Here is a 24,184-nt window from a genome sequence, read left to right on the forward strand (position 1 = left end):
AGAAGTGTGGGGTGCGAGCCCAGCCCCGAAAGGGGAGTGATCCCTAGAAGGGGGGCTCGTCCGAGTAGCCGCCGCCGGAGCCGCCGGAGCTTCCGCCCCAGCCGCCACCGCCGCCGCCCTGCTGGCCGCCACCGGCCGGCGCGCCGGTCGCCCAGGGGTCGTTGGCCGGGGCTCCGCCCTGGCCACCTCCCTGACCGCCCTGCTGGCCGCCGGGGCCGCCGCCCCAGCCGCCACCGCCGCCGCCCTGCTGGCCGCCGCCGAAGCCGCCGCCGCCACCCTGACCACCACGTCCGGGGGTCTTGGTGACCTTGGCGGTGGCGTAGCGCAGCGAGGGGCCGATCTCGTCGACCTCGAGCTCCACGACCGTCCGCTTCTCGCCCTGCTGGGTCTCGTACGAACGCTGCCGCAGACGCCCCTGAGCGACGACGCGCATACCGCGCGTCAGCGACTCGGCGACGTTCTCCGCGGCCTGACGCCAGATCGACGCGCGGAGGAACAGCGCATCGCCGTCCTTCCACTCATTGGTCTGACGGTCGAACGTCCGGGGCGTCGACGCGATCGTGAAGTTCGCGACGGCCGCGCCGGACGGGGTGAAGCGCAGCTCGGGGTCGTCGGTCAGGTTTCCGACGACGGTGATAACGGTCTCGCCTGCCATGGGGGAACCTCTCGGCGGGTTTGCTGCTGGCTGCTTGCTGCTACTCGAATCCCGAGTGCCGCTGAACTAGGAAGTTCAGTGGGTCTCGGGACGGAGGACCTTGGTCCGGAGGACCGACTCGTTCAGGTTCATCTGGCGGTCGAGCTCCTTGACGACCGCAGGCTCGGCCTGCAGGTCGATGACCGAGTAGATGCCCTCGGGCTTCTTCTTGATCTCGTACGAGAGCCGACGACGGCCCCAGGTGTCGACCTTCTCCACCTTGCCGTTGCCCTCACGGACAACAGACATGAAGTTCTCGATCAGGGGGGCGACAGCGCGCTCCTCCAGATCGGGGTCGAGGATGACCATCACCTCGTAGTGACGCATGTGGAACCCACCTCCTTTGGACTCAGCGGCCACGGTCGTTCCGTGGCAGGAGGGTTGTTATGCGTGAGCAACGGTATCGGCCACCACTGACAATCGGGTCCCGCCGAGCGGATCCGCGCTGGTCAGTGGAGTGAGCCCCTGGTCGGGGGCGTGAACAGACACCGGTGCAGACCGTACAGACTACCCGCACCTCTGCTTCCGGTTGAAATCCGGCAGCCCAGGGCCGCAATCTGTACACATCGGGTGTGTACGGCGCTACGATGCGCCGCTTCCGCAGGAGGTGCCCCATGGCACAAGTAATGCGTCCCCACAGCACCACTTCCTCCTCCCTTTTCGCCACGGACGGCAAGCCCCACCCGCTGCCGGACACCCTGCTCGGGGTGACCGTGGTGCTGGGAGCGATCGCGATCATCTCCTCGCTCTGGACCGGGCTCCATCTGCTCAGCTCCTGGGCCGGGCTCGTCGGCATCCTGACCGGGGCCTACGGCCAGTTCGTGTCCGAGACGACCCGGGAACGATTCGGGCTGATCCTGGGCCTGGGGGCCTCCGCCATCGGCTTCTTCATCGGCATGGCCCACGGAGGACTCTTCGGCGGGGTCATCGGCTGAGGCGGGCCGCCTCGAAGGCCCCCGCGGGGCCGCCTTCACCACCGACCTCCCATACGGCCGGTCGGGGCGCTCACAGGGCGCAGTAGGCTTCGGCGCGAGAGCCGGAGCCCCTGTACCCATGGGGACACACCAGCCCGAGGAGCGCCCCGAATGAGCCTGACCCTGAGGACCATCAGCCGCGAGCAGCATCTGGCGTACATCCAGAGCCTGCCGTCGGCCAGCCACATGCAGGTCCCCGCATGGGCAGACGTGAAGGCGGAGTGGAACTCCGAGCACCTGGGCTGGTTCGACGAGCGCACCGGCGAAATGGTCGGTGCGGGTCTGGTGCTGTACCGCCAGCTCCCCAAGATCAAGCGCTACCTCGCCTACCTGCCCGAGGGCCCGGTCATCAATTGGTACGCCCCGAACCTCGAAGAGTGGCTGCGCCCGATGCTCGCGCATCTGAAGCAGCAGGGCGCCTTCTCCGTGAAGATGGGCCCGCCGGTCATCATTCGCCGCTGGGACGCGCCCTCCATCAAGAAGGGCATCCAGGACGCCGATGTGAAGCGCCTGCGCGACATCGAGGCGGACCACATCGAGCCGCGCGCCTTTGAAGTCGCCGACAAGCTCCGCCGCATGGGCTGGCAGCAGGGCGAGGACGGCGGCGCGGGCTTCGGCGACGTACAGCCGCGCTATGTCTTCCAGGTGCCGCTCGCGAACCGCTCCCTGGAAGAGGTCCACAAGCAGTTCAACCAGCTGTGGCGGCGCAACATCAAGAAGGCCGAGAAGGCCGGCGTCGAGGTCGTCCAGGGCGGCTACCAGGACCTCGCCGAGTGGCAGCGCCTGTACGAGATCACGGCCGTGCGCGACCACTTCCGGCCGCGCCCGCTGTCGTACTTCCAGCGCATGTGGACGGCCCTCAACACCGAGGACCCCAACCGGATGCGGCTCTACTTCGCGCGGCACAACGGCGTGAACCTCGCGGCGGCCACGATGCTCGTCGTCGGCGGGCACGTCTGGTACTCCTACGGCGCCTCCGACAACATCGGCCGCGAGGTCCGCCCGTCCAACGCCATGCAGTGGCGGATGCTGCGCGACGCCTACGCGCTCGGCGCCACCGTCTACGACCTGCGCGGCATCTCCGACTCGCTGGACGAGACCGATCACCTCTTCGGCCTGATCCAGTTCAAGGTCGGCACCGGCGGCCAGGCCGCCGAATACCTGGGCGAGTGGGACTTCCCGCTCAACAAGCTGCTGCACAAGGCGCTCGACATCTACATGTCGCGGCGCTGAGCACCCGGCACAATTCACGTAGCTACGTACTCCCCACGGAAAGGTTCCGGGACCGGCCATGGCGCTCACGCTCTACGTCGACACCGCGCGCTGGCGGGCACACCACAAGCAGGTGCTCGAGCAGTTCCCGGGTCTCGTCCCCGTCTGCAAGGGCAACGGTTATGGCTTCGGCCATGAGCGGCTCGCGGAGGAGGCGACCCGCTTCGGCACCGACGTCCTCGCCGTCGGGACCACGTACGAGGCAGCCCGGATCAAGGACTGGTTCAGCGGCGACCTGCTGGTCCTGACGCCGTTCCGGCGCGGCGAGGAGCCGGTGCCGCTGCCCGACCGCGTCATCCGCTCGGTCTCCTCCGTGGACGGGGTGCACGGCCTCGTCGGCGCCCGCGTCGTCATCGAGGTCATGTCCTCGATGAAGCGGCACGGCGTCACCGAGCAGGACCTGCCGCAGCTCGCGCACGCCATACAGGACGTACGCCTCGAGGGCTTCGCGATCCACCTGCCGCTCGACCGCACCGACGGCACGGACGCCGTCGAGGAGGTCATCGGCTGGATGGACCGGCTGCGCGCGGCACGGCTTCCGCTGCACACCATGTTCGTCAGCCACCTGAAGGCCGATGAACTGGCGCGTCTGCAGCAGCAGTTCCCGCAGACCCGTTTCCGTGCGCGCATCGGTACGCGGCTGTGGCTGGGCGACCACGAGGCGACCGAGTACCGCGGCGCCGTCCTGGACGTCACGCGCGTGGCCAAGGGCGACCGGTTCGGCTACCGCCAGCAGAAGGCGCCCTCCGACGGCTGGCTGGTGGTCGTGGCGGGCGGTACGTCGCACGGTGTGGGCCTGGAGGCCCCGAAGGCCGTGCACGGCGTCATGCCGCGCGCCAAGGGCGTCGCACGGGCCGGCCTGGCGACGGTGAACAGGAACCTGGCGCCGTTCGTCTGGGCGGGCAAGCAGCGCTGGTTCGCCGAGCCGCCGCACATGCAGGTGTCGATCCTGTTCGTGCCGTCCGACGCCCCCGAGCCGCAGGTCGGCGAGGAGCTGGTGGCGCATCTCCGGCACACCACCACGCAGTTCGACCGGATCGTGGATCGCTGAGCCAGTCGCTTCGCGGCTCCGCAGGACATACGAAAGCGGGTCGGGCCCATGAGGGGCCCGACCCGCTTTTCGCTGCCTTCAACGAGCTCGTTCGCTCAAAGTGAACTCTCCGGTGCCCTGCCCCAGTCGACCGCCGGCGGCCCCTCCGTGGCGTGTGCGGCGTGCCGGTGTCGCCGAGGGCGAGCCGCCTGTCCCAGTACGAAGGCGTCCTTGGCGCCGTCCAGGACGCCGCCCGTGGGGTCGTCCTCGCCGGAGCGGCGCACGACGTCCCGATCGGGCAGCCAGATGTCCCGCACGATGACCGCGCAGAGGTAGAGCGTGCCCAGCAGGTGTGCCGCGACGACCAGTTGGTATCCGTCCTCGGGCAGACCCTGGTGCTTGTCCCCGCTCGTCGTGTACGCGAGGTACAGCCAGATCCCCAGGAAGTACGCGACCTCGCACGCCTGCCAGATCAGGAAGTCCCGCCACTTGGGGCGCGCGAGCGCGGCGAGCGGGATCAGCCACAGGACGTACTGCGGCGAGTAGACCTTGTTGGTGAGGATGAAGGCCGCGACCACCAGGAACGCGAGCTGCGAGAAGCGCGGCCGACGCGGTGCGGTGAGCGTCAGCGCGGCGACACCCAGGCAGGCGAGGATCATCAGCGTCGTGGCCAGGGTGTTGACGACATTGGTGTCGAGCGGCGTGTCCCGGTGCTGGGAGATGATCAGCCAGAAGGACCCGAAGTCGACTCCGCGCTCCTGGCTGAACGTATAGAACTTCGACCAGCCCTCGGGCGCCAGCATCATCACCGGCAGGTTCACGGCCAGCCAGGCGGCAACGGCGCCCAGGGCCGCCCTGCCGAACTCCCGCCACCTGCCGGCCCGCCAGCACAACACGAAGAGCGGCCCGAGCAGCAGCACCGGATACAGCTTGGCGGCCGTCGCGAGCCCGAGCAGCACACCGAACGCGAAGGCCCTGCCCCGCGACCACATCAGCATGGCGGCCGCCGTGAGCGCCACCGCGAAGAGGTCCCAGTTGATGGTGGCGGTCAGCGCGAAGGCGGGTGCCAGAGCAACGAGCAGGGCGTCCCAGGGGCGCCTGCGGTGGGTGCGGGTGACGCACACGGCGATCACTGCCGCGCAGATCATCAGCATCCCGGCGTTGACCATCCAGTACACCTGCTCCTGGTGCTGGATGGAGCCGCTGCCGGGCGTCAGCCACGCGGCGACCTCCATGAACACGCCGGTGAGCACCGGGTATTCGAGGTAGTCCATGTCGCCGGAGAGCTTGTCGAAGTACGGCACGAGGCCGTCGGCGAAGCCGCGTCCCTGGTAGAGGTGCGGGATGTCCGAGTAGCAGGCGTGTGTGTACTGGGAGCTGGCGCCGTAGAACCAGGCGCCGTCGTAGCAGGGGAACTTCTGGACCATGCCGAGCGCGAACATGCCGAGCATGACGAGTGCGATCACCCGCGCCGGTGTCCACCGGGAGACCCCGAGCAGGGCCCGCCGTCCGATGGGCCCGCCGATCAACTCGGATCCGGCGGCCGCGACCTCGTCCTCTCTGGTCGGCCGTACCTGCTCAGGTTCCGGCTGCTGCGGATTCGTGCTCGTCGTCTCTGCACTGGGCATGCGGCACATCCTGCCGTACGAGCCTGAGAACGGGGCGAGGGCCGCCACACCCGATGGGTGTGACGGCCCTCGACTGCCGTGGAACACACAGCGTTTCACGTGAAACACGGTGCGTTGTGGCCAGGTCGGCTACTTGTCCGGGCCTCCGAAGAGGCCGCCTCCGTTGCCATTGCCCGGGCCTCCGGAATCGTCGGTACTCCCGTCGGTCGGTGTCGACGTCACACCGCCGTCGGTCGCGCCTCCGGTGTCCGTGCCCCCGGGGTCTCCCTCGTTTTCGTTCTTGCAGGCCCAGTCCCAGTCGCTGCACGTCTCCGTGGGCGACGGCGACGGCGACGAGCTCTCGCTGGTCGACGGGGACGGCGAGGCGGTCTCCGACGGAGTCACCGTGGCCGACGGGGTCGGTGTGGGGCTCGGGGTCGCGCCCACGAGCTCTCCGATGGGCTCCGGCGTCGGGAACGGCTCGTTCGGCTGGCCCTTCATGGCCTGCGCCATGTAGTCGTGCCAGATCTCGGACGGGAACGACGCACCGTGGATCTTCTCCTGACCACCGGTGCCGTACATCTCCAGGAACTTGCGGTTCTGGGACTTCTCGTTGTCGTCCATCCGGTACATCGTGATCGCGGTGGACAGCTGCTTGGTGTAGCCCACGAACCAGGCCGACTTGTTGCCGTCGGTGGTACCGGTCTTGCCGGCCACGTCGCGGCCCGGCAGCCGTGCCGCCGTACCCGTGCCCTTTTCGACGACGGTCTTGAGGACGTCGGTCACGTTGTCGGCGACCTTCGTGTCAAAGGCGCGCTTCGGCTTGGCCTCGTGCCGGTAGACGTTCTCGCCCTCACGGTCGACGGACGTCACCGAGTACGGGTCGTTCTGCTGGCCACTGGTCGCGAACGTGCCGTAGGCGCCCGCCATGCGGATCGCGCTCGGGTCGGACGTACCGAGGGAGAACGAGGGGTAGTTGGAGTCGGCGAAGCTGTCGTCCAGGATGCCGGCCCGCTTCGCGGCGCCCCGCACCTTGTCCAGACCCACATCCATGCCCAGCTGCACATAGGCCGAGTTCACGGACTCACGCATGGCCTCGCGCAGATCAATCTGGTAGCTGGGCCGGTTGTACGACTGCTTACCGTCGTTGGTCTGGTTCCACTGCTTGCCCTTCTCGTTCGTCCAGATGTCCCCCTTCCAGTCCTTGATCTTGAGCCCGTTCTTGCCGCTGTACAGGCTCTTGGGGGAGACGATCGTGCGCTGGCTCGCGTCCTGGACCTCGGGCCCCTCCGGGTCCCTGACTCCGTCCTTGAAGGCAGCCGCGAGAACGAAGGGCTTGAAGGTCGAACCGACCTGGGCGCCGGTGACATCGGCGTTGTTGGTGAAGTGCTTGGTGGCGTCCTCACCGCCGTAGATGGCCTCGATCGCACCGGTCTTCGGGCTGACGGAGGCACCACCGAACTGGACGTGCCGGTCCACGTACTTCCCGTTGACCTTGCGGTTCTTCTCGAGGTTCTCCTTGCGGACCTTCTTCACGGCGTCCTCGAGCTTCTTCACCTTGTTCTTGTTGAACGTGGTGTGGATCTCGTAGCCGCCCTTCTGCAGGTCGTCCTCGGTGATCTCGCCGTTGCTGTTCTTGACGGCGTTCGACTTGGCGAGGTCGACGAGATAGCCGGTCTGGCCGCCCAGCTGCGCGTTGGAGCGCGGGCTCTGCAGCTTGGGGAAGGTCTTGTACTCGGCCCGCTGGCTCCGGCTCAGCCGCCCGTCCTTCATCTCCTCGTCGAGGATCCACGACCAGCGCTTCGTGGCGCGCTCGCGGTTCTTCTCCGGCGTCGCGTTGACCGGGTCGATACCGGGCGAGCCCGCCGGGTCGTAGTACGTGGAACCCTTCAGCACGGACGCGAGGAACGCGGTCTGGCTCGCGTTGAGCTTCGTGGCGTCCTCGTCGAAGTAGGCGCGCGCCGCGGCCTGGATCCCGTACGCGCCACGTCCGTAGTACGCCGAGTTCAGGTAGCCGGCCATGACGTCGTCCTTCTCGACGGTCCGGCCGACCTTTATGGAGACGAACAGCTCCTTGAGCTTTCGGGCCACCGTCTGCGACTGGTCGTCCAGCATCGCGTTCTTCACGTACTGCTGGGTGATGGTCGAGCCGCCCTGGGTCTCGCCGCCCTTGGCCATGTTGAACACGGCGCGGGCGATACCCATCGGGTCGACGCCCTTGTCCGTCTCGAACGTCTTGTTCTCCGCCGACATGACGGCGTAGCGCATGGACTTCGGGATGTCCTCGTACTTGATGATCTGCCGGTTGGTCTCGCCACCGGTGGCGACCATCTGCGATCCGTCGGACCAGTAGTAGACGTTGTTCTGCGCCGTCGCCGTCTTGGCCGGGTCGGGCACGCCCACCAGCGCGTACGCGATGCCGGCGGCGACCATCATGCTGCCGAACAGGCCGACGCACATGCCGGTCACCAGGCGCCAGGACGGCACCCAGCGGCGCCAGCCGTACTTGTGCGCACGCGGGTAGTCGACGAACCTCTTCTTCTCCGGGCCGCCGTGTCCCGCGGCGTACGCGCCGCCGGCGGCGGCACCGGCGGCAGCACCGCGGCGGCCGCCGCCGGCACCCTCGGCCGACCTGCGCCGGCCGCCGCGCTGGGCGGCCCTACGGGCTTCGGCTCGGCCTCCCCACGGGCGGTCCTCCTCCGGACTCCCGGACGGGCCCGTTGAACTCGGGTGGTCATAGGAAGCGGAGGGTGAGGCGGAACCTCCACGCGGAGCCGCACGGCGGCCCGATGGTGCTCCGGATGCTCCGCGACGGGCCGCGGCGCGCCCACCGCCCTGCGGCTGCGGCGGTTTGCGACGGTGCTCGCTCATCGAACGACTACTCCTCGGGCAGGCGCGAGGTCGCGCGCCTGGAAACGGCGTCGGGTTTCCGGTCCCCCCGGAGTACGGATGCGCCCCTCTCGGCACTCACCCGCACTACACCGGGGACGACGACGCTCACAGGCGTCACTTGGTTCCCGGTGGTCTGCATGGCGGACAGACTACGCACCGTCAAAACCCTCCTAGGGCCGAACTTCACCCCAAATCAGGCAACTCGATTCCTACGAATCGGTGATGTGACGCCGTTCACCGTGATCGCACTTGCCGCAGCCGAAGAGCAGTTCTATCGTCGTGATGTATCGAGTCGATACATCAGCTCGGCATAAAGAGTCGATCCAAGGGACCGCGGCAGAGGGGAGGCGACGATGAGTCGACGCTCAGGCATCCTCGAGTTCGCCGTACTCGGCCTGCTCCGCGAGTCCCCGATGCACGGCTACGAGCTGCGCAAGCGACTCAACACTTCACTCGGAATCTTCCGAGCCTTCAGCTACGGGACGCTGTACCCCTGCCTCAAGACGCTGGTCGCCAACGGCTGGTTGATCGAGGAATCGGGCTCAGGCCCCGACGAGACCCCCGCGGCTCCACTCGCAGGGCGTCGCGCCAAGATCGTCTATCGATTGACGGCGGAAGGTAAGGAGCACTTCGAGGACCTGCTCTCGCAGACCGGCCCCGATGCATACGAGGACGAGCACTTCGCCGCGCGCTTCGCCTTCTTCGGGCAGACGTCGCGGGACGTGCGCATGCGCGTCCTCGAGGGCCGTCGCAGCCGTCTGGAGGAGCGCCTCGAGAAGATGCGCATCTCCTTCGCCCGCACCCGCGAGCGCTTGGACGACTACACGCTCGAGCTGCAGCGGCACGGCATGGAGTCCGTGGAGCGCGAAGTGCGCTGGCTGAACGAGCTCATCGAGAGCGAGCGCGCGGGCCGCGACCAACGAGGCTCCGGCCCGGGGGACGCGGCTCAGCAGGACACATCTGGAGAGACGGGCGGCCTGCCCCGGCACCGGGACAGTACCCGGCCGGATCCGTCCGACGACACCGCCACGTGAAGTCCGGTCAGGACTTCACCGAGTACACACAGGGAGCAACCGGAATGGGTTCGGTTCGCGTAGCCATCGTCGGCGTGGGCAACTGCGCCGCCTCGCTGGTGCAGGGCGTCGAGTTCTACAAGGACGCCGACCCGGAGACCAAGGTCCCGGGCCTGATGCACGTACAGTTCGGCGACTACCACGTCGGTGACGTCGAGTTCGTCGCCGCGTTCGACGTCGACGCGAAGAAGGTCGGCCTGGACCTCGCGGACGCCATCGGCGCCTCCGAGAACAACACCATCAAGATCGCCGACGTGCCGAACAAGGGCGTCGAGGTCCAGCGCGGCCACACGCTCGACGGCCTGGGCCGCTACTACCGCGAGACCATCGAGGAGTCCCCCGAGGCCCCGGTCGACGTCGTCCAGGTCCTCAAGGACAAGCAGGTTGACGTCCTCGTCTGCTACCTGCCCGTCGGCTCCGACGACGCGGCGAAGTTCTACGCCCAGTGCGCCATCGACGCCAAGGTCGCGTTCGTCAACGCCCTCCCGGTCTTCATCGCCGGCACCAAGGAGTGGGCGGACAAGTTCACCGAGGCCGGCGTCCCGATCGTCGGCGACGACATCAAGTCGCAGGTCGGCGCGACCATCACGCACCGCGTGATGGCGAAGCTCTTCGAAGACCGCGGTGTCCGCCTCGAGCGCACGATGCAGCTCAACGTCGGCGGCAACATGGACTTCAAGAACATGCTGGAGCGCGACCGCCTCGAGTCGAAGAAGATCTCGAAGACGCAGGCCGTCACCTCGCAGATCCGCGACCGTGAGCTGGGCGAGAACAACGTCCACATCGGCCCGTCCGACTACGTCGCGTGGCTCGACGACCGCAAGTGGGCGTACGTCCGCCTCGAGGGTCGTGCCTTCGGCGAGGTCCCGCTGAACCTGGAGTACAAGCTCGAGGTCTGGGACTCCCCGAACTCCGCGGGCGTCATCATCGACGCCCTGCGCGCCGCGAAGATCGCCAAGGACCGCGGCATCGGCGGCCCGATCCTCTCCGCGTCCTCGTACTTCATGAAGTCCCCGCCGGTGCAGTACTTCGACGACGAGGCCTACGACAACGTCGAGAAGTTCATCAAGGGTGAGGTCGAGCGCTGACCTCGTCCTGAAGGACGGTCCGGGTGTTTCACGTGAAACACCCACCCTCTGAAGGCTGTTGAGGCCCCCGGTTCGCACACGTTGTGCGGCCGGGGGCCCGCCTCATATGTGAGGCTGTGCCCCATGGCTGTCGTCCGCGACCTGCGCGTACTCCTGCGCCTGCAAGATTTTCGGCGTCTGTTGACGTTGCGGCTGCTCTCCCAGGGCGCGGACGGCGTGTACCAGGTGGCCCTCGCCACCTACGTGGTGTTCTCGCCGGAGAAACAGACAACGCCCACCGCGATCGCGTCGGCCATGGCCGTACTGCTGCTCCCGTACTCCCTCGTGGGCCCGTTCGCAGGCGTCCTCCTCGACCGTTGGCGACGCCGGCAGGTCTTCCTCTACGGCAACCTGCTGCGGGTGCTGCTCGCCTCCGTGACGGCCGCCCTCATGCTGAGCCACGCCCCGGACTGGCTCTTCTACGCGTCCGCGCTGTGCGTCACCGCGGTCAACCGCTTTGTCCTGTCCGGGCTTTCGGCCGCACTGCCCCGCGTCGTGGACTCCGAGCGCCTCGTCATGGCCAACTCCCTCTCACCGACCGCGGGGACCCTCGCGGCAACCCTGGGCGGAGGACTCGCCTTTGGCGTACGGCTGATCGCCGACGACTCCGATGCCGCGGTCGTGCTCATCGGCGCGTTGCTGTACCTGTGCGCCGCACTCGCTTCCCTGCGCATGGACGCCCAGCTCCTCGGCCCGGATCCGGAGTTGATCCAGCCGCGCCTGGGGGCGGCGGTGACCGGCACCGCCCGGGACCTCGCCGCAGGCGTCCGGCACCTTGCCTCGCGGCCACCCGCCGCACGCGCTCTCGCCGCGATGACGGTGATGCGGTTCTGCTACGGCGCCCTGCTCGTCATGGTGCTCATGCTGTGCCGATACGCGTGGTCCTCCACGGAGTCCGAGGGCCTGGCCCTGCTCGGCCTCGCCATGGGTGTCTCGGGCGCCGGCTTCTTCGTCGCGGCGGCCATCACTCCCGCGGCCGTGGGGCGGCTCGGCGCGGCCGGGTGGATCGTCCTCTGCGCCGGCGCCGCATCCGTACTGGAACTCGCCCTGGGGCTCACCTTCGAACCCGCGCCGATCGTGGTGGCCGCGTTCGTCCTCGGCCTGACCACACAAGGCGCGAAGATCGCCACCGACACGGTCGTACAGTCCTCCATCGACGACGGCTTCCGCGGCCGGGTCTTCTCCGTCTACGACGTGCTGGTCAACGTCTCCTTCGTCGGCGCGGCCGGCGTCGCGGCGCTGATGCTGCCGCCGGACGGTCGCTCGGTCGCCCTCGTGATCCTGGTGTCGGTCCTCTACGGAGCGACCGCTCTGGCGCTGTTCGGGCGGCGGCGTTTCACGTGAAACAGCGTCCCCAGATATGCGTCGGGCTCTGTTTCACGTGAAACAGGGCCCGACGCGTCCCGCACGTCTCAGACCTGAGAGCGGTCCGCCCACCACTCCTTGAGTGCCGACACTGCCGCGTCGTCATCCATCGGCCCGTTCTCGAGGCGCAGCTCTAGCAGGAACTTGTACGCCTGCCCGATCACCGGGCCCGGGCTGACGCCCAGGATCTCCATGATCTGGTTTCCGTCAAGATCTGGCCGGATCGAGTCCAGCTCCTCCTGCTCCTGGAGCCGCTCGATGCGCTCCTCGAGGCCGTCGTACGCGCGCGAAAGCGCGTTGGCCTTCCGCTTGTTGCGCGTCGTGCAGTCGGAACGGGTCAGCTTGTGCAGGCGACCGAGGAGCGGTCCCGCGTCCCGTACATAACGACGTACGGCGGAATCCGTCCACTCGCCGGTGCCGTAGCCGTGGAAGCGCAGGTGCAGCTCGACGAGGCGCGAGACGTCCTTCACCAGGTCGTTGGAGTACTTGAGCGCGGTCATGCGCTTCTTCGTCATCTTGGCGCCGACCACCTCGTGGTGGTGGAAGGAGACGCGGCCGTCCTTCTCGAAGCGGCGCGTGCGCGGCTTCCCGATGTCGTGGAGCAGCGCGGCGAGGCGCAGCGTCAGATCGGGTCCTTCGGTCTCCAACGCCATCGCCTGCTCGAGCACGATCAGCGTGTGGTCGTAGACGTCCTTGTGCCTGTGGTGCTCATCACGCTCGAGGCGCAGGGCCGGCAGCTCGGGCAGTACGGAATCGGCCAGGCCGGTCTCGACGAGCAGCATCAGGCCCTTGCGCGGGTGCGCGGAGAGGATCAGCTTGTTGAGCTCGTCACGTACTCGCTCCGCGGAGACGATCTCGATGCGGCCGGCCATGGCCTTCATGGCGGCGACGACCTCAGGGGCGACCTCGAAGTCGAGCTGAGCGGCGAAGCGGGCGGCCCGCATCATCCGCAGCGGGTCGTCGGAGAAGGAGTCCTCGGGAGTGCCGGGCGTGCGCAGCATCCGCTCGGACAGATCGCTGATGCCGCCGTACGGATCGATGAACTCCTTCTCGGGGAGCGCCACGGCCATCGCGTTGACGGTGAAGTCCCGGCGGACCAGGTCCTCTTCGATGGAGTCGCCGTACGACACCTCGGGCTTGCGCGAGGTGCGGTCGTACGCCTCCGAGCGGTAGGTCGTGATCTCGACCTGAAAGCGATGATCAGCGTCTCCGACGCGGGCGTCCTTCTGGCAACCGACGGTGCCGAACGCGATCCCGACCTCCCACACCGCATCGGCCCACGGGCGGACGATCTTCAGTACGTCCTCGGGACGGGCGTCAGTAGTGAAGTCCAGGTCGTTGCCGAGCCGGCCGAGCAGTGCGTCCCGCACCGAACCACCGACCAGGGCGAGGGAGAACCCGGCCTCCCGGAACCGGCGGGCGAGATCGTCTGCGACAGGCGAGACCCGCAGCAGCTCACTGACCGCGCGCTGCTGTACCTGGCTCAGGGTGCTGGGGTTGTCTTCATTGGCGTTCGGCACAACAGGACAGGGTACGTGGCCCGGGCGGCCCGGGCCGAACCGTTTGCCGGGCCCGCAACAGGAGCACACTGGCGGCCCCCTACTCTTGCCCCCACGATCAAGCCGGGCAGACCGTGGCACTCAGCCACAGCGCTCCTCGTTACCATGCGTGGACACATCTGCGACCACCGACGACGACGAGGGACGGACGACCACGTGGCCGAGGCGGCAGACTTCCCAACGGTGAGTCCCTCACCTGCACGGCGACTGCTGCGGCGCACCGGGGCCCTACTCGCGGCTGCGCCGCTCCTGGCGTCGCTGCCGCTGCTGCCTGCCGCGACCCCGGCCGGTGCCGCCACCCCGGCGACCGCCGCAGCGAGCGCGACAGGGACCAGCACGGTCGACGTGTCCGTGAACTCCCTGACACCCAGCGCGCCGACGGACGGCGACACCGTCACGGTCAGCGGCTCAGTGACGAACAAGGGCAAGCGGACGGTCACCGGCGCCCACGTGGGCCTGCGGGTCGGTACGTCCTACAGCGGCCGTACGGCCGTCGACGAGGCCGCGAAGAACGGCACGGGCGGCGCCGCGGACGGCAGCGAGGTCTCCCGCAAGTACGGCAAGAAGTTCGGCAAGCTGGCGCCCGGCGTCGCGCAGGACTTCACGCTGTCCGTCCCGGTCAAGGCGCTGCACCTCGGCTCCGACGGCGTCTACCAGCTCAGCGTCGCGCTGATGGGACAGACCGCCGCGCAGCCGTACCAGCAGACGCTCGGCATCCAGCGGACCTTCCTGCCCTGGCAGCCGAGCGGTGCCGACACGAGCACGAGGACGACGGCCCTGTGGCCGCTGATCTCCGATTCGCATCTCACCGCCGAGACGGGCGCGAACGAGCAGCAGACGCCGGTCTTCGACGACAACGAGCTGTCGAAGCAGATCAGCCCGGGCGGCCGCCTCCAGCAGATGCTGGCCCTCGGCAGCGAACTCGACGTGACCTGGGTGATCGACCCGGACCTGCTGGCGTCGGTCGACGCCATGACGGAGCCGTACAAGGTCAAGGGACCCGACGGAAAGCTCAGGGCGGGCAGGAACCAGGCGCACGCCAAGCAGTGGCTGAGCGACCTGGAGACGGCGGTGCAGGGCCAGAAGGTGGTCACGCTCCCGTTCGCCGACCCGGACCTGGCGTCGCTCGCACACACGGGCACGAAGGTCACCGGCTCCCTCGGCCACCTCAAGGACGCCACGGACGCCGCCACGCTGACCGTGCAGACGATCCTGCACACCAAGCCGGACACGTCGTACGCATGGCCCGCGGAAGGCGCCGTCGACCCGGACATCGTCAAGGTCGCCACGTCCGCAGGCGCCGACAAGATCATCGCGCGCAGCGACCACTTCCCTGAGACCTCAGGACTGGCGTACACGCCGTCCGCCGCCCGCCCGATCGGCGGCGGCGCCTCGGCCGTGGTCGCCGACGGCCGCCTGTCGACCGCTTTCCAGGGCGACATGACGGGCGCCGAGAGCTCCACGCTCGCCGTGCAGAAGTTCCTCGCGCACTCCCTGATGCTGAACAAGCAGACGGACAAGCAGCGCAGCGTCGTCGTGGCCCCGCAGCGCATGCCCACCGCGAGCCAGGCCCAGAGCATGGCCAAGGCGCTGCACGCGCTGCAGGACGGCAACTGGTCGCAGCCCCAGACCTTGTCGGCCGCGGCGAAGGCGAAGCCCGACCCTGCCGCCACCACGCGTGTCCCGCACGCGTACCCCTCGTCGCTGCGCAAGCAGGAGCTGCCGCGGTCGGCCTTCGAGCAGATCCAGGCGACCCAGCGCGACCTCGAGAACTTCAAGGTCGTCCTCACCGACCAGTCCCGCGTGGTGACACCGTTCGGCCGCGCGATGGACCGGGAGATGTCCACGTCGTGGCGTGCGGAGTCGGGCACTTCGGAGAAGTTCCGCGACGGCGTCTCCTCCTATCTGTCGGGCCTCACCGAACAGGTGGCGCTGATCGACAAGTCCGAGGTGAAGCTCTCCGGGCGCAGCGCGACGATCCCGGTGTCGGTGCAGAACAACCTGTGGCAGGACGTCGACCATCTGACGCTGCGCCTCACCTCGGGCAACGGCACACGTCTCAAGATCGGCGGCGCCACCTCCCAGGACCAGGAAGTGAAGATCGCCAGCGGGCACAGCCAGGCCGTGAAGTTCACGACCACGGCCAAGGCGACGGGCCCGATCACGGTGCACGCCCAGCTGTACACGCAGGACGGTGCGCCCTATGGCGAACCGCTCGCCTTCAAGGTCGACGTCACCGAAGTCACCCCGACAGTGATGCTCGTCATCGCCGGCGGTGTCCTGCTGCTCGTCCTGGCCGGGTACCGGATGTACCAGCAGCGCAAGCGCGCCGTCGCCGCGCAGCCCGACGAGGACGCTCCCGAGGGCAATTCCACGGCCGACTCCACGGCCGCGGACGACGAGGAGGGCGACCAGCCGGACGGCGACTCGACCGCCCCCGCCCGGGCAGACGTTCCGCAGCAGCCGAGTGACCCGACGCCTGACACCGCTTCGGAAAGCACGGACCCGTCGGGCACGGGTGAGAGAGTGGACCGTTGAGCGATGTCGGGGCCGCTGGGCCGGGGACGATGAGGTGGGGTAACCATGAACGCGCCGTACGACGGTGAGCGTGGCCACGGCTCGGGCGGCTCTGCCTCGGGCGATGGTCGGCCGTACGCCGGTTCACCGCAGCCCGAGGGGCAGGTGCCGCCGCCGCAGCCTGCCCCCGACGCGTATCCGCAGGACGCGTACCTTCAGGACGCGTACGAGCAGGACCCGTACCGGGCGCACGACCTGACCGCCCAGGACCCGGTGACCGAGGCGCTGTACGACCGCGCCTCGCACCCTCCGCCGCCCCCGGGCTCGCAACAGGCGCAGCAGCCCTTGTACGCGCCGCCGCCCGCGCAGCAGTACCAGCCCGACCCCCGCGTGTGGGCTCAGACGCCCGCGCCGGAGCCGGCGGGCCCCACCCAGCACCTGCCGTACGGCGACGACGCCCGTACGACGCAGTTCGTGGGCGTCGACGACCTGGTGACGCACTCCGCCGAGGAGAGCCACGAACCGGACGCCTTCGCGCACCTGTACCGCGACCAGCAGCCCGGCCACAGCGGGGGCCGCCCGCCGGCCGAGCCTGTCGACAACCCGACCACGCAGCTCGGTCCTCCGCAGCCCCCGCCACCACCGGCCAACACCCCCGCGCCCGCGCCGGCGGCGAAGAAGGGCGGCCGCGCCTCCAGCCTCTTGAAGTCGAGCGCGGTGATGGCGGCGGGCACGCTGGTGTCCCGCCTCACCGGCTTCGTCCGCACCATGGTGATCACCGCGGCGCTGGGCGCCGGACTGCTCGGTGACACCTGGTCCGTGGCGTACACGCTGCCGACGATGATCTACATCCTCACTGTCGGCGGCGGCCTGAACTCGGTGTTCGTGCCGCAGCTGGTGCGCGCGATGAAGGAGGACGAGGACGGCGGCGAGGCCTTCGCCAATCGCCTGCTCACCCTCGTCATGGTGGCGCTCGCGGCGATCACTGCGGTCGTCGTCTTCGGGGCACCGGTCCTGATCCACCTGATGTCGAACACGGTCGCGGGGGATCCGGACGCCAACAGCGTCGGCATCGCCTTCGCCCGCTACTGCCTGCCCACGATCTTCTTCATGGGCATCCACGTGGTGATGGGCCAGATCCTGAACGCCCGCGGGAAGTTCGGCGCGATGATGTGGACCCCGGTCCTCAACAACATCGTCATGATCTTCACGTTCGGCACGTTCATCTGGGTCTACGGGACCGCGGCCGAATCCCAGATGGGCGTCACGACCATCCCGGACGAGGGCATCCGCCTCCTCGGCATCGGCACCCTGCTCGGCCTCGTCGTGCAGTCCCTCGCGATGATCCCGTACCTGCGCGAGACCGGCTTCCGCTTCCGCCTGCGCTTCGACTGGAAGGGCCACGGCCTCGGCAAGGCCGTGAAGCTCGCCAAGTGGACCGTCCTGTTCGTCCTCGCCAACCAGGCGGGCGTACTCGTCGTCACCCAGCTCGCCACGGCGGCGGGCAAGGCGTCCCCCGTCGACGGCACCGGCATCATGGGCTACTCGAACGCCCAGCTCATCTGGGGCATGCCGCAGGCGATCATCACGGTCTCCGTCATGGCCGCCCTGCTGCCGCGCATCTCGCGCTCCGCCCACGACGGCGACCCGGGCGCGGTCCGCGACGACATCTCCTCCGGCCTGCGCACCTCGGCCGTGGCGATCGTCCCGATCTCCTTCATGTTCGTGGCTCTCGGCGTCCCGATGTGCACCCTGCTCTTCGGGTCCAGCGGCACCGAGGCCGCCCAGTCCATGGGCTACATCCTCATGGCGTTCGGCATCGGCCTCATCCCGTACTCCGTGCAGTACGTCGTGCTGCGCGGCTTCTACGCCTACGAGGACACCCGCACGCCCTTCTACAACACGGTCATCGTCGCCGCGGTCAACGCCGCCGCAGCGGGCATCTGCTACCTGATCCTGCCCGCTCAGTGGGCCGTCGTCGGCATGGCACTGTCCTACGGCATCGCGTACGCGATCGGCGTCGGCGTCGCCTGGCGGCGCCTGCGCAACCGGCTCGGCGGCGACCTGGACGGAGCGCACGTCGTCCGCACCTACGCCCGGCTCTGCCTCGCGTCGCTGCCGGCGACGGTGATCGGCGGCGGAATTGGGTACGCGGTCACGCAAGCACTCGGCCACGGCGTGCTCGGCTCCATCGCGGCGCTGGTCGTGGGCAGTGCGGCGCTGCTCGGAGTCTTCTACGTGGCAGCCCGCAAGATGAGGATCGAAGAACTGAATTCACTGGTCGGTATGGTTCGAGGCCGTCTCGGCCGCTGAGTCGGCCGGAACAGCGTGCAACCATCGGTGGCCACCGCGTGTCGTGCATAGCGCTGGACTGTGGGCACAATTGGCTTTGGCGTCGGAGTGAGCGCAACGGATGGGGAGGCAGGAACGACGGTGGCGGAACGGAGCACGGCTGCCGTCGACGTGGCCGACAACAGCGGTGATGAACCGCTGACCGCCAAGGCGGACAAGGCGGAGCAGGCCACGGCCGACGGGGTGGCCGATACCGGGGAGCAGGACGCGCCGGAGCGCGAGGAGGCCGTGGACACCGCGGAGACGGGGACTCATATGAGCCCCGGCGCCGCGTCGCCGCCCGAGTTGCACAGCGGCCACAAGCTCGCCAGACGCTACCGGCTGGAGGAGTGCGTCACCCGTCTGGACGGTTTCAGCAGCTGGCGTGCGATGGACGAGAAACTCCGCCGCGCCGTCGGCGTGCACATCCTGCCCGCCGATCACCCTCGGGGCCGCTCGGTGCTCGCCGCCGCCCGCTCGTCGGCGCTTCTGGGCGACCCCCGTTTCGTGCAGGTGCTGGACGCGGTCGAGGAGAACGACCTCGTCTACGTCGTCCACGAGTGGCTGCCCGACGCGACGGAGCTGACCGCCCTGCTCGCCCTCGGCCCCATCGAGGCGCACGACGCCTACCAGATGGTCAGCCAGGTCTCCCACGCCATGGCCGCCGCCCACCGTGAGGGCCTCGCCCACCTGCGTCTGACCCCGAGCGCCGTGCTGCGCACCTCCACGGGTCAGTGGCGCATCCGCGGCCTCGCCGTGAACGCGGCGCTGCGCGGCATCACCTGCGACACCCCGCAGCGCGCCGACACCGAGGCGATCGGTGCGCTCCTGTACGCCTCGCTCACCCAGCGCTGGCCGTACGAGGACGACGCCTACGGCCTGTCCGGGCTGCCCAAGGGCGTCGGCCTCATCGCCCCCGACCAGGTGCGCGCCGGCGTCCACCGCGGTCTGGCGGAGCTCTCCATGCGCGCGCTGGCCAATGACGGGGCGACCGCGTCCCGCCAGGAGCCGCCGTGCACCACGCCGGAGGACCTGGTGAAGGCCATCGGCGAGATGCCCAAGATCCGGCCGCCGGAGCCCGCCTTCACGGCACCGCCGGAGTACCAGCGGACCACGTACCAGCAGGGGAACTACGGCCGCTCCGCCCCGCACGCCACCCGGCCCGTCCCCACACCGCCGCCCCCGCTGCACAGCCGCACCGGCAAGGCCCTCAAGTGGGCCGTCTCCGCGCTGCTCATCGCGGCCCTCGGCCTGGGCAGCTGGCAGCTTGCCGACGCCCTCATGGACCGCGGCAACCCCGGAAACTCCGGGCCCACGGACACGTCGGACGACAGCGACAAGGGCGGCAAGCAGGACGCGAAGCCGCTCTCGATCGGCAGCGCCAAGGAGTTCGTCGCCGAAGGCGGCGCCCAGGCCCCGGGTGACGTCGACAAGACGTACGACGACAGCAAGTCGACGTACTGGCGGACCAAGTCCTTCGTCGACGGCCCGAAGATGGTCATCAAGCCCGGTGTCGGCATCGTCTACGACCTCGGCTCCGCCAAGGACGTCTCGGCCGCCTCGATAGGGCTCCGATACGGCGGCGACCACACCACGGTCTCCCTGTACGCCTCTCCGTCCCTCGATCCGGGCTCGGTGTCCGGCCTGAAGCAGATCGGGTCCACGACGGATTCGAAGACCACCTCCGCCAAGATCACGGCCGATGAACCGGTCAAGACGCGCTATCTGCTCGTCTGGCTGACCGCCCTGCCCCACGCGGGTCAGGATGGCTACAGCAGCGCGGGCTTCAAGCAGGGCATCACCGACGTGGAGTTCACCGGCTGAGGGGTTCGGCTCACCACGGGGAGGGGGTTCGACAGTGGACGACGCCTACGGCGAAGCAAACGACAAGGACCTCCTCGCCCGTCATGTCGCGGGCGACAAGGATGCCTTCGGTGAACTCGTCCGGCGCCACCGCGACCGCCTGTGGGCGGTGGCCCTGCGGACCCTGGGGGACCGGGAGGAAGCCGCGGACGCGGTGCAGGACGCGCTGGTCTCGGCCTACCGCGCCGCCCACACCTTCCGCGGCCAGTCCGCGGTGACGACCTGGCTGCACCGCATCACCGTCAACGCGTGCCTGGACCGCGCCCGCAAGATGGCCTCGCGCAAGACGGCGCCCGTGGACGACGCCGACCGCCTGGACCAGTTGCTGGAGCCGCACGAATCCGCGGACGCCCCCGTCGAGCGCGGCGATCTGCACCGTCAGCTCCTGGAGGCGCTCTCGATCCTGCCCAGCGACCAGCGGGCAGCCCTCGTCCTCGTCGACATGCAGGGGTACCCGGTCGCCGAGGCCGCGCGGATCCTCGACGTGCCGACCGGCACGGTCAAGAGCCGCTGTGCGCGCGGCCGAGCCAAGCTGCTTCCGCTGCTGACACATCTGCGCAACGAGGGCGGGAGCCAGGAAGCCGGCGAGAACCCGCCCCTGGGAAGGAACCGGACGCAGGGGACATCCGTCCCACCCGCAGCGGGACCTCGCGACGAGACAGGACCCGGCGATTCGGCTGCGGTGAAGGGCGGAGGTGGGCGAGCGTGACATCCACGACCGACACGGCAGAGCACCCGGAGGTCACCGAGATCTCCGATCTCGCCGAGGGCCTGCTGCCCCCCACCCGTACGACCGACGTCCAGCAGCACCTCGACGGCTGCGGGCTCTGCGCCGACGTCCTCGCCTCCTTGGAGGAGATCCGGGGCACGCTCGGCGCTGTGTCGGCCCCGCCGCGGATGCCGGAGGAGATCGCCAACCGGATCGATGCCGCCCTGGCTGCCGAAGGCGACCGTGAAACGGGCCCCGTTTCACGTGAAACATCGACCGCGGCCGACCGCCCTGCCGGACACGCGCACGGGGCCACCGGCCCAGGACGCAAGGCGCGCGGCAACCGGAGGCGTACCGGTGCCGTTCTTGGGGCCGTCCTGACGGTCACCGCGATCGGTGTGGGCACCCTGCTCATCCAGGACGACGAGGGCGGGACACCCGTCGCCCGGAAGAGCTCCAGCGCCTCGACCTTCGCCAAGGACACGTTGGAGACGAAGGTCACGACGCTGCTCGGCTCCTCGACATTCGGCACGGAGAAGGACGGGCCCAGCACGCAGGGGACGAAGGCGCCGATGACGAAGGGCGCCGTCTCGGTGCCCCCCTGCATCCAGCTCGGAACCCACCAGAACGAGGACCCCCTCGCCGCGGAGACCGGCACGTACGAGGGGAAGAAGGCCTACCTCGTCGTGCTGCCCCACAAGACCGATCCGGCCCACCAGGTCACGGCCTTCATCATCGATTCCTCCTGCGTCGGCTCGTCCTCCTCAGCCGGCACGCTGCTGTACAAGCACGATTACGACCACGGCTCCGGGTTGCCCAAGACCACTCGCTAGGTGTGGCCGGGCACGTCGGGAATGCATGCCCCGTAGGATCCGTTGGGTGGGGTGAGAGTCCTCCGAATGGCCTCCCCCCGGCAGTACGCAGCAGTCCCGCAGAGACGAGGAATCAAGCCGTGAGCGACGTCCGTAACGTGATCATCATCGGCTCCGGGCCCGCCGGCTACACGGCGGCGCTCTACACCGCGCGCGCGTCGCTGAAGCCGCTCGTGTTCGAAGGTGCCGTCACCGCTGGTGGCGCACTGATGAACACGACCGAGGTGGAGAACTTCCCCGGGTTCCAGGACGGCATCATGGGCCCCGAGCTCATGGACAACATGCGCGGCCAGGCCGAGCGCTTCGGCGCCGAGCTCGTGCCCGACGACGTCGTGTCCGTCGACCTGAGCGGCGAGATCAAGACCGTGACGGACACCGCGGGCACCGTGCACCGCGCGAAGACCGTCATCGTCACCACCGGCTCCCAGCACCGCAAGCTCGGCCTCCCGAACGAGGACGCCCTCTCCGGCCGCGGCGTCTCCTGGTGCGCGACCTGTGACGGCTTCTTCTTCAAGGACCAGGACATCGCCGTCATCGGCGGCGGCGACACCGCGATGGAGGAGGCCACCTTCCTTTCGCGCTTCGCCAAGTCCGTGACGATCGTGCACCGCCGCGACACCCTGCGCGCCTCGAAGGCGATGCAGGAGCGCGCCTTCGCCGACCCGAAGATCAAGTTCATCTGGGACAGCGAGGTCGCCGAGGTCAAGGGCGACCCGAAGCTCGAGGGCCTGACGCTGCGCAACCTGAAGACGGGCGAGACCTCCGAGCTCCCGGTCACCGGCCTGTTCATCGCGATCGGCCACGACCCGCGCACGGAGCTCTTCAAGGGCCAGCTCACGCTGGACGACGAGGGCTACCTGAAGGTCGACGCACCGTCGACGCGTACGAACATCCCCGGTGTCTTCGGCGCCGGCGACGTCGTGGACCACACCTACCGGCAGGCGATCACGGCTGCCGGCACCGGCTGCTCCGCCGCTCTCGACGCCGAGCGCTTCTTGGCCGCGCTCGTCGACGGCGAGGCCGCCGAGCCGGAGAAGACCCAGACCGCCGGCGTCTGACCCGAACACTTTCACCCGCGTATCACCCCCAAGAAATGAGGAGCCTGCTGTGGCCGGCAACCTGAAGAACGTCACGGACGACACCTTCGACGAGGCAGTCCTGAAGAGCGACAAGCCCGTCCTGGTCGACTTCTGGGCCGCCTGGTGCGGTCCGTGCCGCCAGATCGCGCCGTCGCTCGAGGCCATCGCCGCCGAGCACGGCGACAAGATCGAGGTCGTCAAGCTCAACATCGACGAGAACCCGGGCACGGCCGCCAAGTACGGCGTCATGTCGATCCCGACCCTGAACGTGTACCAGGGTGGCGAGGTCGCCAAGACCATCGTCGGTGCCAAGCCCAAGGCCGCCATCGTGCGCGACCTCGAGGACTTCATCGCCGAATAATCACGCGCCGCCGTTTCACAGACGGCGGACGTTGTTTCACGTGAAACACGAACGGGCCGACCCGGAAGGGTCGGCCCGTTTCCGTTGTACGGGTCCACCGACCCGTCACAGCGGCCGGAGTGCCGGTTCCTTCTGCACGGCTCCCAGAAGCCTGTCCAGGGCCATCTCGACGTCTTCCTTCCAGGACAGCGTCGTCCGCAGTTCCAGGCGCAGCCGCGGATACGAGGGGTGGGGTCGCACGGTCTTGAACCCGACCGCCAGCAAATGGTCCGCGGGAAGCAGACAAGCGGGCCCGTTCCACTGAGCGTCACCGAAGGCCTCGATCGCCTTGAAGCCCCGACGCAGCAGATCCTTCGCAACGGTCTGCACGATGACCCGGCCCAGCCCCTGTCCCTGATAGTCGGGAGAGATCCAGGCCGTCATGAGCTGAACGGCGTCGGGGGACACCGGACTTGTCGGAAAGGCAGTCGACCGTGGGACGTACGCGGGTGGCGCGTAGAGCACGAACCCGACCGGAACGTCATCCACATAGACCACGCGTCCGCAGGAGCCCCACTCCAGCAGGACGGCGGAGATCCACGCTTCCTTCTCCAGTTCGGGCGTGCCCGCCTTTACCGCGGCCTGGCCGCTGACCGGGTCCAGCTCCCAGAAGACACATGAACGGCAGCGCTTGGGGAGGTCCGGGAGGTTGTCCAGCGTAAGCGGTACGAGCCGACGCCCCATGAAGGCAGTTCCTCGCTTCCTTCGCCCGCCGCTGCGCGGGCGGCCGTCAGAGCGCTCCGTTCCCTGAGCAGGCTGCCGACGAACCCGCCGACCGCTCCCAGGCCGAGACCTGCGGTCATCAGTCCGGTGCGACTCA

Annotated in this window: 19 protein-coding genes; 13 read left to right on the forward strand and 6 right to left on the reverse strand. The window is 68.9% G+C overall.

Annotated elements, in window-relative coordinates; all coding sequences use genetic code 11:
* Positions 1-43: 43 nt before the first annotated feature.
* Both ACFV9W_RS13015 and rpsF read right to left on the reverse strand, forming a co-directional pair.
* Positions 44-655 carry a single-stranded DNA-binding protein gene (locus ACFV9W_RS13015; protein ID WP_266712018.1) on the reverse strand — a complete coding sequence of 204 codons (612 nt, stop codon included), beginning with the start codon at positions 653-655 and terminating at the stop codon, positions 44-46.
* Positions 656-730: 75 nt separating this feature from the next.
* Entirely contained in the window at positions 731-1,021 is a 291-nt protein-coding gene (gene rpsF / locus ACFV9W_RS13020) for a 30S ribosomal protein S6 (RefSeq protein WP_164559357.1), read from the reverse strand.
* A gap of 287 nt (positions 1,022-1,308) precedes the next feature.
* On the opposite strand from rpsF, the gene ACFV9W_RS13025 reads away from it, so the two are divergent.
* The 3 genes from ACFV9W_RS13025 (at position 1,309) to ACFV9W_RS13035 (ending at position 3,991) form a co-directional block, all read left to right on the forward strand.
* Positions 1,309-1,629, forward strand: coding sequence for a hypothetical protein (locus ACFV9W_RS13025; protein WP_385759004.1), 321 nt, complete (start codon positions 1,309-1,311; stop codon positions 1,627-1,629).
* 150 nt (positions 1,630-1,779) lie between these two features.
* Positions 1,780-2,901 carry a peptidoglycan bridge formation glycyltransferase FemX gene (gene femX / locus ACFV9W_RS13030; RefSeq protein ID WP_385759007.1) on the forward strand — a complete coding sequence of 374 codons (1,122 nt, stop codon included), beginning with the start codon at positions 1,780-1,782 and terminating at the stop codon, positions 2,899-2,901.
* Between the two features lie 58 nt (positions 2,902-2,959).
* Positions 2,960-3,991, forward strand: a complete 1,032-nt coding sequence (locus ACFV9W_RS13035) for an alanine racemase (protein ID WP_385759010.1) — start codon at positions 2,960-2,962, stop codon at positions 3,989-3,991.
* Positions 3,992-4,086: 95 nt separating this feature from the next.
* Here the strand turns inward: ACFV9W_RS13035 and ACFV9W_RS13040 are convergent, their stop codons facing one another.
* Together ACFV9W_RS13040 and ACFV9W_RS13045 are read right to left on the reverse strand one after the other, a co-directional pair.
* Positions 4,087-5,598, reverse strand: a complete 1,512-nt coding sequence (locus tag ACFV9W_RS13040; RefSeq protein ID WP_385759013.1) for a glycosyltransferase family 87 protein — start codon at positions 5,596-5,598, stop codon at positions 4,087-4,089.
* Positions 5,599-5,727: 129 nt separating this feature from the next.
* The gene (locus tag ACFV9W_RS13045; RefSeq protein WP_385759016.1) at positions 5,728-8,448 is read right to left on the reverse strand and encodes a transglycosylase domain-containing protein; all 2,721 of its coding nucleotides are present in this window, start codon (positions 8,446-8,448) and stop codon (positions 5,728-5,730) included.
* Positions 8,449-8,822: 374 nt separating this feature from the next.
* Here ACFV9W_RS13045 and ACFV9W_RS13050 point away from each other — a divergent pair, with 374 nt between their 5' ends.
* The 3 genes from ACFV9W_RS13050 to ACFV9W_RS13060 all read left to right on the forward strand — a co-directional run bounded on the left by ACFV9W_RS13050 (position 8,823) and on the right by ACFV9W_RS13060 (position 12,013).
* The gene (locus ACFV9W_RS13050) at positions 8,823-9,503 is read left to right on the forward strand and encodes a helix-turn-helix transcriptional regulator (protein WP_385759019.1); all 681 of its coding nucleotides are present in this window, start codon (positions 8,823-8,825) and stop codon (positions 9,501-9,503) included.
* A gap of 44 nt (positions 9,504-9,547) precedes the next feature.
* The gene (locus ACFV9W_RS13055; RefSeq protein WP_385759022.1) at positions 9,548-10,630 is read left to right on the forward strand and encodes an inositol-3-phosphate synthase; all 1,083 of its coding nucleotides are present in this window, start codon (positions 9,548-9,550) and stop codon (positions 10,628-10,630) included.
* A 123-nt stretch (positions 10,631-10,753) separates the two neighbouring features.
* Entirely contained in the window at positions 10,754-12,013 is a 1,260-nt protein-coding gene (locus ACFV9W_RS13060; RefSeq protein WP_385759025.1) for an MFS transporter, read from the forward strand.
* Between the two features lie 68 nt (positions 12,014-12,081).
* Here ACFV9W_RS13060 and ACFV9W_RS13065 read toward each other — a convergent pair whose 3' ends face one another.
* On the reverse strand, positions 12,082-13,554 hold the full coding sequence (locus ACFV9W_RS13065; protein WP_385759028.1) for a CCA tRNA nucleotidyltransferase: 1,473 nt from the start codon (positions 13,552-13,554) through the stop codon (positions 12,082-12,084).
* A gap of 195 nt (positions 13,555-13,749) precedes the next feature.
* Between ACFV9W_RS13065 and ACFV9W_RS13070 the strand changes: the two genes are divergently transcribed.
* From ACFV9W_RS13070 to trxA, 7 genes are all read left to right on the forward strand, one after another.
* Complete coding sequence (locus tag ACFV9W_RS13070) at positions 13,750-16,131, forward strand: DUF6049 family protein (protein WP_385759031.1); 2,382 nt, start codon at positions 13,750-13,752, stop codon at positions 16,129-16,131.
* A 45-nt stretch (positions 16,132-16,176) separates the two neighbouring features.
* Positions 16,177-18,423: a murein biosynthesis integral membrane protein MurJ gene (murJ, locus tag ACFV9W_RS13075; RefSeq protein ID WP_385759034.1), complete on the forward strand. Its 2,247-nt coding sequence runs from the start codon at positions 16,177-16,179 to the stop codon at positions 18,421-18,423.
* Positions 18,424-18,543: 120 nt separating this feature from the next.
* A complete protein-coding gene (locus tag ACFV9W_RS13080) occupies positions 18,544-20,265 on the forward strand; it encodes a protein kinase family protein (RefSeq protein ID WP_385759037.1) in 1,722 nt (573 codons plus the stop codon).
* Positions 20,266-20,299: 34 nt separating this feature from the next.
* Positions 20,300-21,013: an RNA polymerase sigma factor SigM gene (gene sigM, locus ACFV9W_RS13085; RefSeq protein WP_385759040.1), complete on the forward strand. Its 714-nt coding sequence runs from the start codon at positions 20,300-20,302 to the stop codon at positions 21,011-21,013.
* Positions 21,010-21,846: an anti-sigma factor family protein gene (locus tag ACFV9W_RS13090; RefSeq protein ID WP_385759043.1), complete on the forward strand. Its 837-nt coding sequence runs from the start codon at positions 21,010-21,012 to the stop codon at positions 21,844-21,846. Before sigM ends, ACFV9W_RS13090 begins: the two co-directional genes overlap by 4 nt.
* A gap of 119 nt (positions 21,847-21,965) precedes the next feature.
* The gene (trxB, locus tag ACFV9W_RS13095) at positions 21,966-22,943 is read left to right on the forward strand and encodes a thioredoxin-disulfide reductase (protein WP_385759046.1); all 978 of its coding nucleotides are present in this window, start codon (positions 21,966-21,968) and stop codon (positions 22,941-22,943) included.
* A 49-nt stretch (positions 22,944-22,992) separates the two neighbouring features.
* Positions 22,993-23,325, forward strand: a complete 333-nt coding sequence (gene trxA / locus ACFV9W_RS13100; RefSeq protein WP_306322698.1) for a thioredoxin — start codon at positions 22,993-22,995, stop codon at positions 23,323-23,325.
* A 105-nt stretch (positions 23,326-23,430) separates the two neighbouring features.
* Here the strand turns inward: trxA and ACFV9W_RS13105 are convergent, their stop codons facing one another.
* The gene (locus tag ACFV9W_RS13105) at positions 23,431-24,048 is read right to left on the reverse strand and encodes a GNAT family N-acetyltransferase (RefSeq protein WP_385759049.1); all 618 of its coding nucleotides are present in this window, start codon (positions 24,046-24,048) and stop codon (positions 23,431-23,433) included.
* Positions 24,049-24,184: the final 136 nt, after the last annotated feature.

This window comes from Streptomyces sp. NPDC059897, assembly GCF_042730865.1.
Taxonomy (GTDB): Bacteria; Actinomycetota; Actinomycetes; order Streptomycetales; family Streptomycetaceae; genus Streptomyces.

Coding starts and splice junctions, on each gene's coding strand:
- ACFV9W_RS13040 (WP_385759013.1), bottom strand. CDS start 5,598: ATGCCCAGTGCAGAGACGACGAGCACGAATCCGCAGCAGCCGGAACCT.
- ACFV9W_RS13035 (WP_385759010.1), top strand. CDS start 2,960: ATGGCGCTCACGCTCTACGTCGACACCGCGCGCTGGCGGGCACACCAC.
- ACFV9W_RS13060 (WP_385759025.1), top strand. CDS start 10,754: ATGGCTGTCGTCCGCGACCTGCGCGTACTCCTGCGCCTGCAAGATTTT.
- ACFV9W_RS13055 (WP_385759022.1), top strand. CDS start 9,548: ATGGGTTCGGTTCGCGTAGCCATCGTCGGCGTGGGCAACTGCGCCGCC.
- murJ (WP_385759034.1), top strand. CDS start 16,177: ATGAACGCGCCGTACGACGGTGAGCGTGGCCACGGCTCGGGCGGCTCT.
- ACFV9W_RS13045 (WP_385759016.1), bottom strand. CDS start 8,448: ATGAGCGAGCACCGTCGCAAACCGCCGCAGCCGCAGGGCGGTGGGCGC.
- ACFV9W_RS13050 (WP_385759019.1), top strand. CDS start 8,823: ATGAGTCGACGCTCAGGCATCCTCGAGTTCGCCGTACTCGGCCTGCTC.
- ACFV9W_RS13015 (WP_266712018.1), bottom strand. CDS start 655: ATGGCAGGCGAGACCGTTATCACCGTCGTCGGAAACCTGACCGACGAC.
- ACFV9W_RS13105 (WP_385759049.1), bottom strand. CDS start 24,048: ATGGGGCGTCGGCTCGTACCGCTTACGCTGGACAACCTCCCGGACCTC.
- rpsF (WP_164559357.1), bottom strand. CDS start 1,021: ATGCGTCACTACGAGGTGATGGTCATCCTCGACCCCGATCTGGAGGAG.
- ACFV9W_RS13025 (WP_385759004.1), top strand. CDS start 1,309: ATGGCACAAGTAATGCGTCCCCACAGCACCACTTCCTCCTCCCTTTTC.
- femX (WP_385759007.1), top strand. CDS start 1,780: ATGAGCCTGACCCTGAGGACCATCAGCCGCGAGCAGCATCTGGCGTAC.